The 6,373-nt window shown below is 36.5% G+C and carries 3 protein-coding genes and 1 pseudogene; 3 read left to right on the top strand and 1 reads right to left on the bottom strand.

Features of this window, described 5'->3' with window-relative positions:
* The first annotated feature begins 279 nt into the window (after positions 1 to 279).
* Positions 280 to 1,959 (top strand): methyl-accepting chemotaxis protein, encoded by a 1,680-nt coding sequence (locus tag ACQKN4_RS18405; RefSeq protein ID WP_427484467.1) that lies wholly within the window; start codon positions 280 to 282, stop codon positions 1,957 to 1,959.
* Positions 1,960 to 2,236: 277 nt separating this feature from the next.
* Positions 2,237 to 4,195: a methyl-accepting chemotaxis protein gene (locus ACQKN4_RS18410; protein WP_427484468.1), complete on the top strand. Its 1,959-nt coding sequence runs from the start codon at positions 2,237 to 2,239 to the stop codon at positions 4,193 to 4,195.
* Between the two features lie 418 nt (positions 4,196 to 4,613).
* Here the strand turns inward: ACQKN4_RS18410 and ACQKN4_RS18415 are convergent.
* A pseudogene (locus ACQKN4_RS18415) lies at positions 4,614 to 4,817 on the bottom strand (transposase); the annotation flags it as partial.
* Between the two features lie 266 nt (positions 4,818 to 5,083).
* On the opposite strand from ACQKN4_RS18415, the gene ACQKN4_RS18420 reads away from it, so the two are divergent.
* The coding region (locus tag ACQKN4_RS18420) for a methyl-accepting chemotaxis protein (RefSeq protein ID WP_427484469.1) at positions 5,084 to 6,373 on the top strand (1,290 nt) is incomplete at its 3' end.

Below are 6,373 nucleotides of genomic sequence, written 5' to 3' on the forward strand. Positions count from 1 at the left end.
GTTTACCTTAATTTTAGAAATTATTCCAACCAACGACGTGAACCCACAATGTGAAAGCTAGTTCGTAACCAACATCGTGTAATTGCTACCGCCATGTTTGCACTACGCCTTTTAATAGCCATAATAAATTTACAGAAGTCAATACCTTTGGAGATGTGTTTAAATTTTGTAAAAAATTAGTGTTGATTTATGATAAAAGACGCACTTCTTATGGGCTGAAAGATATGATTAGGCTATACTCAAGAGGATTAATGTTACTAGTAGAATAGAGGGAGTCGTATGAAATCAACGGTAGAACGAAAACTGCAATTTGCTTTTGGTATAGTTTTAGTATTTCTATTACTAATTACTAGTATTGCCATATACTTTTTAAATGATAATAAACATACACTTGCGGAAATCGAAAAAAATACGGAACTAATGAATTTGTATAATGATATTTCCTTTCAAACAGTTCGTGCAAATGCTGCCATTCGAGGGTATATGTTATATGGTAAAGAAGATATGCTCAACAATCATCAGGAAATACGAGAAACATTACATAAATCTATTCAGCGTATTGAAGAACTCGAACATAAAAATAAGGACTTTGAACAGTTTTTAAAGCAATTAGAAGCATGGGAAAAGCCTATAGATGAACAAATTGTACCGCTTTTTCAAAGTGGTGAAAAACAGCAAGCCCAGCAGTTGGCATTACCGGTTTTAGGGAAAGGCTCTCTAAAGCTTGTTGAGTTTGGGAAAACGATGGCAACTGCTCAGCAGGACGAAATGCAAGCGCGTATAGAGGCTACTAAGCAAAAAGGCGACAGAAGTGGCAAAGAGATTGCTGTACTAGCAATAGTCTCCTTACTTATAAGCATTATTATTGCGACAGTTTTTGGGCGAAGAGTAGCAAAAAATATTCAGCAAACAGTAGTAGAAATGGACAAATTCTCAACTGGCAATCTACAAACGCACCTGCAATTTAAAACAAAAGATGAGTTTGCCCAACTGGCAGCTTCATTTAATTCGATGTCAGAAAAGCTTCAACATACGATGAAGCAAGTTGGTAATTCGGCTGAACAGGTAGCAGCAACATCCGAGCAGCTCACAGCGAGTAGTATGGAAGTAACACAGGCAACAGAAGTTGTCTCAGAATCGATTCAAGATATTGCACATGGTATTGAAGAACAGGATACATTAACAGGTGATGTACGAAACTTATCCTCGCACATTTTGAAAAAGATGGATGATATATCAACGAATATTGATCATGTTAACAATGCAACTGTAGAAACTAAAAATATGGCTAGCATAGGGCGTTCCTCAGTTCGTAATGTCATTGAACAGATGAATGACATTACGAATAATACAGAAGAGCTAAGTACACGTGTTAAAGACTTAGATGAAAATACAGAAGCGATTGTCTCAGCAGTCAATGTTATTAAAAATATTGCTACCCAAACAAATCTATTGGCGATTAACGCCTCTATAGAAGCGGCGCGCAGTGGTGAGCATGGTAAGGGCTTTGCTGTAGTGGCAGAAGAGGTACGGAAGCTAGCAGATGAATCGAATCTAGCAGCGGTAGATATTGAAAAGGTTGTTTTGCAAATTACTGAAGATACAAGAATTATCGAGGAAGATATGATCAGTAGTAATGATTCAGTATTGGTTGGTCGTGAGAAAGTAAATGTGGCAAGAGATAATTTCATTCAAATTGACGATGCCATTAATGATGTGCAAGCTCAAACCGAATCAGTTACAGAGGCTATTCGAATAATCCATCAAGATATTGAAAAACTTGTAAAAGAAATTGACTACATTAGTGAAGTATCCATGAAATCGAGTAGCAATGTTCAAAGTGTTGCAGCATCCTCTGAGGAACAAAATGCGGCGATGGAAGAAGTAGCGGCTGCCTCTACACATTTGGCAAAAATGGCGATTGACTTGCAAGAATCCATTCAGACATTTAAGTACTAACACAAGAACCCCTATGAATCTCATAAAGGTTGATTCTTAGGGGTTCTATGTTTAGTGGATAGTGGCGGGGAGAGCTCGAATTATGTCGAGAAAATCAAAAAAATGAAATAAGGTCTTTGAAATTAAGTATTTCGTCCGATAAAAATAAAAGAAGGAAATTTATTCGATATGAGAAGGGGAGGTTGTGTGCTGGGGAATTCTTTGAATCTAAAAAGAAACCACGAAATGAGACAAAATACATTTTAAGAACTAGGAAAGACAAAAGGAGAGCTGTTGCATGAAACGATTATTTGGAAGCTTTAAAGGTAAGCTCTACACATTATTTGCTCTTATCTTACTAATACCAGTTATTTCTGTAGGTAGCTTATCGTATCTTTCAGCAAAAAATTCGATAAAAAAAGAAATACTTGTTAGTACGGATGAAAGTGTAGAAATTTTAAATACGTTAATTGATAAAACCATTAGTGAAAAAACAAATGACATCAATGTGTTTAGCGAAATAGATTCTTCTAAGTATGAACAGCAGGGGGCAGCGGTACAAACAAAATTTCAACAATACATAAAGCTACATCCGGATGTTCTGAGCATTTATCTTGGAACAAATGAGGGCGCATTATTTGTAGAACCAAAATCGAATAGCGCTGATTACAATCCTTTAGAAAGAGATTGGTATAAAGAAGCTACAGCTTTGAAGGGAGAAGTTTTAATTACGAATCCTTATAAAGATGTAGCTACTGGAGATATGGTCGTAACAGTTGCTCGTCAGGTACAAGATCAATCTGGGGTAGTGGCAATTGATATAAAATTGACAAACCTTCAAAAAATTTCGGACTCTATTAATATTGGAAAAAATGGATATTCTTCTATTTTTGATGAAAACAAGAGTGTCATTTCACACCCAACTATAGAACCCGGTAGCGAATTAAACGAAAGCTTCCTCGACAAAATGTATGACAGTAAATCTGGCACGTATGATTATGTCTTTGACGGTGATGACCGTATTATGTTCTTTACAACGAATGAACTGACAAACTGGAAAATTACAGGAACAATTTTTGCAAAGGAAATTGACGAATCAGCATCACCCATTTTGGAAAAAACGTTTCTTGTACTAATTGCTGCGATTGTAATCAGTTCGATTGTATTCTTTTATGTTATGAAGGCAATTATCAAACCGATTAGATTACTAAAGGATAGTGCAGTAACCATTAGTAAAGGTGATTTAACAGAGAAAGTGATAATCACTTCTCATGACGAGATTGGACAGCTAGGACAAGCCTTTAACGATATGCAAGACAGTTTAAGAACTCTTATTCAAAAAATCGAACAAAATGCTGAAGAGGTAGCTTCGTCGGCAGAAGAGCTAACTGCCAATGCCACTCAAACGAGCATAGCGACAGAAAAGGTGGCCATTTCAATTCAAGATGTTGCGTCGAGCGCAGACACGCAAACGAAGAGTGCCAATAAAAATGCAGAATCGTTACAGGAACTTTCTAAGGCCATTCTTCATATCGCGGAAATCTCTTCTACTGTGACGGATCTTTCACAGCATGCAACGCTACAGGCAGACGAAGGTGGACAGGCAGTCCGAAATACAAAAGATCAAATGCAATCTATTCATGTATCGGTGACCGATTCCAACACGAAAATTCAATCGTTACATGAACGCTCTCAGCAAATTACGTCCATATTAGATGTAATTACAAGCATTGCAGACCAAACGAACTTACTTGCTCTCAATGCTGCGATTGAGGCAGCAAGAGCAGGGGAGCACGGAAAAGGCTTTGCAGTTGTTGCTGATGAAGTAAGAAAGCTGGCGGAGCAATCACAGAAATCTGCACAACAAATTTTCGAGTTAATCCATGGTATCCAGTTAGAAACAGAACAATCCGTAAACATCATGGCAAAAGTAACTGAGGATGTACAAAATGGGTTACATGTATCAGATGAAGCCATCACGAAGTTCCAAGTGATTATGTCAAGTATGGATGCGATTACTCCTAAAATGGAAGAGGTATCTTCTGCCTCAGAACAAATGTCAGCAAGTGTACAAGAGGTGACTGCTGTAACAGAAGATTTGGCATTCTCAGCAAAAGGAAATGCAGCTGCCTCAGAGGATGTTGCAGCGTCTACAGAGGAACAATTAGCTTCGATGGAAGAAATAAATGCTTCTGCACAAGCGCTTGCTCATATGGCAGACGAGTTAAAACAGCTCATTAGCCAATTTAAATATTAATAGACATACGAAAAAATGCCATTTCTCTTTTGAGGGATGGCATTTTTAAAAAAATATTGTGTCAATGAGTTTAAGGTTTCATTTTAAATAAAGTATGGCTCTTCGGCAAAATGAATGGGCGCTTTCTTGAGTCCTTAGTTAATAGTAAGAGGTTGTTTTTCCGATAAAACAGGATTTTGTTTCGATAAATCTTTAAAGTATTCATATAAAAACGAACTAAAGCGGCTTTCGCGATATTGTCTTGTAGCTATAGAAAATATTCGCAAAGATTCCCTTAAGTATTTTGTTTTTCAACACTAATAACCGAGAATGGGACTTAACTAATTGATAGAGAAGAAAAAGAGAAATCGAATAACATCGATTTCTCTTTTTTATTGATGGACCAAGTCATTCTATAATCTTTACCTTATATAATAATGGAAGTGTATTTCCGGAAATTTAATGGCATCAATACAAAGCCTAATTCGTTTTCAACCTTTTATTAACCACGGACAGAAACACGGACAGAAAATCGAATGAAACGAAAATTAGTCTTTAAGAATCCAAAAACAGGTTCTACATTGATTTTTCGTTGTCGATAGATGGCACCTGTTTTTTCTTCTGAAAGCTTATATTCTTTTTGTTCTTCCCGCTTTTATGTTTTGTGCGACAGCAACACAGTTTTATCTGTGCGAAAGCGAAGCGACAGTAAAAATTATGCCAAGGCTAAATCAAAAAAATGAAAAAAGGGGTTTGAAATTAAGTATTTCGTCCGATAAAAACATTGGGTGATATTTCATCGTTAAAAGAAGGGAAGCGGCATTCTTTCCGAGCCTAAACCATCGAGTAGTAAAAGAAACACAAAAATACATAGCTCAAGAATTTTGAAGACTAAAGGAGAACTGTTGCATGAAAAAATTATTTAGAAGCTTTAAGGGTAAGCTCTACACATTATTTGCTCTTATCTTACTAATACCAGTTATTTCTGTAGGAAGCTTATCGTATCTTTCAGCAAAAAATTCGATAAAAGAAGAAATACTTTTTAGTGCGGATGAAAGTGTTAAAATTTTGAATACGTTAATTGATAGTGCTATTAGCACAAAAATAAATGAAGTCGCTACCTTTAGCGAGGAAATAAATTCTTCTAAGTACGAACAGAAGGAAACTAAAATACTACCAAATTTTCAAGAATATATGAAGCTAAGTCCAGATGTTTTAAGCATTTATGTTGGAACAAATGACGGAGAAGTATTTGTAGAACCAAAATCGAATAGCGCTGATTATAATCCTTTGGAAAGGGATTGGTATAAAGAGGCTACGGCATTAAAAGGCGAAACTTTAATTACGAATCCTTACATAGATGCAGGGACTGGAGAAATGGTCGTAACAGTTGCTCAACAGCTAAAAGATCAATCTGGGGTAGTGGCAATTGATTTAAAATTGACAGACATTCAAAAACTTGCGAACTCTATAAAAATAGGGAAAAAGGGATATCCCTCTATTTTTGGTGAAAATAACTTGGTCATTTCACATCCTACATTAGAAGCAGGTAAGGAATTAAATGAGAGCTTCCTTAATCAAATGTATGACAGTAAATCTGGCACGTATGATTATGTCTTTGACGGTGATGACCGTATTATGTTCTTTACAACGAATGAACTGACAGATTGGAAAATCACAGGGACAATTTTTGCAAAGGAAATTGATGAATCAGCATCACCCATTTTGGAAAAAACGTTTCTTGTACTAATTGCTGCGATTGTAATCAGTTCGATTGTATTCTTTTTTGTTATGAAGGCAATTATAAAACCAATTGGATTACTAAAGGATAGTGCAGTAACTATTAGTAAAGGTGATTTAACAGAGAAAGTGACAATCACTTCTCATGACGAGATTGGACAGCTAGGACAAGCCTTTAACGATATGCAAGACAGTTTAAGAACTCTTATCCAAAAAATTGAACAAAATGCTGAAGAGGTAGCTTCGTCGGCAGAAGAGCTAACAGCCAATGCCACTCAAACAAGCACTGCGACTGAAAAGGTGGCCATTTCGATTCAAGATGTTGCGTCGAGCGCAGACACGCAAACGACGAGTGCCAATAAGAATGCAGAATCGTTACAGGAACTTTCTAAGGCCATTCTTCATATCGCGGAAATCTCTTCTACTGTGACGGATCTTTCACAGCATGCAACGCTACAG

Origin of the sequence: Lysinibacillus sp. NPDC093692 (assembly GCF_050280125.1) — a bacterium.
Lineage (GTDB): Bacteria > Bacillota > Bacilli > Bacillales_A > Planococcaceae > Lysinibacillus.